We start from the raw sequence: 2,432 nt of genomic DNA on the forward strand, positions 1-2,432 counted from the left end.
CATGCCTGTATCGAAACGTCCCGGGAGCGTTTCAAACAACGCCCGCGCGTCTCCATGGCGCCCGACAACGAGGACATGGTCATAGGTCTCATCGAAGGCGTCGAGTACAAGATTGAGGCCATCTTCATCGAGCAAACCAGGCGCGGCGGATTGCGCTGTCGCGAACGCGTAATGCACGTTGCTATCTGGCAGCGCCACCAGGACATCTTCGAACTCTGCCCGCCGTGCCATCAAATCGACAAGAAAACTCAATCGGATCACCGGGATCGCCACAGCCGATTTTGGGCGGTTGAGTAAGAAGCGGTAAACTCATGCCGATGCCCTCTGGGTGATATGGACATCAATTATATCTTCAGAGCCTTTACCAACTGTCAGATAGATGATGTTCACAGCATTGGGCGATTGATTGATTTGCCCATTATTGATCAAATATTTTGACCCGAAATTAATGGCTCGGTTGCCTGTCGCATCCTGTCTGGCATAGATGATGGCCATGCCCCCGGCTGGCATTGTTGTCATATTCTGGATCAGGACAGTCTTATTGGCTGTGAAATCAAAAATATTACCAAGCTCGGGATTTATCTCAGCGATACCATCCGCAATATCGACATCAACATGCTGCGACCAGAAACCCTTTTCCAATGTATCCGTTCGGTTGCGGCGCAAGAAATCGGCATGGGCATTGGGGTCAGAGCTATGCCCCTCAATCGCGTTTCTCACATAGGTTTTTGTTGCCAGAACAATAGACGGATCAATCTTGAGTTCTACCTCTGCCGCATTACTGGTTTTAATAACAATGCGAAGTAACAAATCAGAGACTGCCCCCCCACCCAATGGGGGCTTATAGGTATCGGGCATATTGGCTATGGCAAACAGATCACCGTCGGAATCAAAGATCCCGGCTTCGCGCAATGTCCATCCACCTTGTTCCTGGGGAATAATGCCCTCGACTTCAAACCGTGTCGGATCGTTGTCATCCGGGATAATCTGGACAATGCCATTGCGCCACGTTTCCCCCTTCAGGGCCGTTTGATCAATGGTTGGGGAATAAGGCGCATCATTATCGCCAGACCCGACAGCAATTTGTTGCAAAGAAATTGTATGCCCCAAAGCCTGTGCATTTGTCAGCTTTGCCAAACCAATCTGGGTAATAAGAGTATAAAAAGCTTGCGGCATGGGTCACCTAGTTTTGCGGATGAATTGTCAGTGAATTAACGAAATACGGGCCAGCAGCCACAATAGGCACCGGATCGTGATCAAGAATGATTTCTGAAAGATCCAGTGGGAAAACAGATAGAACATTTCCAACCATGGCAGACGCGGCAACAAACGGACCACGTGATCTGGAAGTCAGATAGATTTTCATATCATCCAGATGCGATCGGACATTCTTTGTTGCGAGTGCAATGGCCCTGAGTGTGTTGGTTTCATCTTCGCTCAGCCCGCGCTGTTCCAGCTCTACTTCGATCCGGAAGTGATAAGGATCACCACCATAATCAAACCATTCTGAAATCGTTGCGCCGACTTCGATCGCACTCAAAGCATCTTTGACGGCTCCAGGTGTACCTTTGTGGCGATGAACCTTGATGGCAGATTTCACAACCTGTCGTTTGATCGCTTCTGACCAGTTTGAATCCCAATTATCTACCGACCATGACCAGGCTAAAAATGGTAGGACCGAAACCGGGCATCTATCCGGATCCCACATATCAGCGATCGGCACAGAAATACCATTAATCCGGACCGTTGCCTGTTCCACAGCACGTTCCAGCTTTGATGCATTCGGGGGCAGTAAACTCGTCATGTGGCAACCTCGGTCGTCAGGTCAAGGTTGGTACAAAACGGGGCTTGTTCAGCGGTGGTCGTAACATCAGCCCATCCCGTCAGAACAACTTTCTGAACACCCGCAACTTGCAAGGCCGCATCGATGCCGGATTGAGTAACAACTTCGCCCAAGGCATGTCTGGCGGTGGCATAGGCCATAAACCTCGTCTCGGCTTCTGCCTTGACCAGCTCCAGATCCGGCCCATCGTAAAGATAAAGGGTGGCTGTCACGTCGTATTCGACAATCTGGGCCGTTTGAACGGTTAGTTGATCAGTCAAGGGACGAACATAATCGCCCGTTAAATGCTCTGTCACCGCTTGAAGCGTGGCGGCGTCTGTTGTGCCGTCGCCGTCGCGTGAAAGAACAGATACCAGCACTTCGCCCGGATTGGGGGATATGGCGGATGCATGTTTTATTTTCGCGCTAAAACCGTCCCCGGGGAAATAGTATGTAAGAACAATCCGTTCGGGATCCGGTGATGTAATCGTAACCCTGTTTGGCGTTTCCCCAGCTGACAAGGCATTAAAGACATAGCTGCCTTCTGATCCCGCTGTTGTAAAAGCTTCAGGGGCCAACTGGGTACGTCGGCGCAGATCGTTATCGTTTT

The 2,432-nt window shown here is 50.4% G+C and carries 4 protein-coding genes; all 4 read right to left on the reverse strand.

The features are described from left to right. On the reverse strand, nt 1–252 hold a 252-nt coding region (locus Q0241_RS00365; RefSeq protein WP_299371307.1), incomplete at its 3' end, for a hypothetical protein. 57 nt (nt 253–309) lie between these two features. Further along, nucleotides 310–1,176 carry a phage tail protein gene (locus Q0241_RS00370; protein WP_299371310.1) on the reverse strand — a complete coding sequence of 289 codons (867 nt, stop codon included), beginning with the start codon at nt 1,174–1,176 and terminating at the stop codon, nt 310–312. A 7-nt stretch (nt 1,177–1,183) separates the two neighbouring features. Further along, entirely contained in the window at nt 1,184–1,804 is a 621-nt protein-coding gene (locus Q0241_RS00375) for a phage tail protein I (RefSeq protein WP_299371312.1), read from the reverse strand. After that, nucleotides 1,801–2,432: baseplate J/gp47 family protein (locus Q0241_RS00380; protein WP_299371315.1), on the reverse strand; the 632-nt coding region annotated here is incomplete at its 5' end. The genes Q0241_RS00375 and Q0241_RS00380, both read right to left, overlap by 4 nt.

Source organism: uncultured Kiloniella sp., from assembly GCF_937128705.1.
Lineage (GTDB): Bacteria > Pseudomonadota > Alphaproteobacteria > Kiloniellales > Kiloniellaceae > Kiloniella.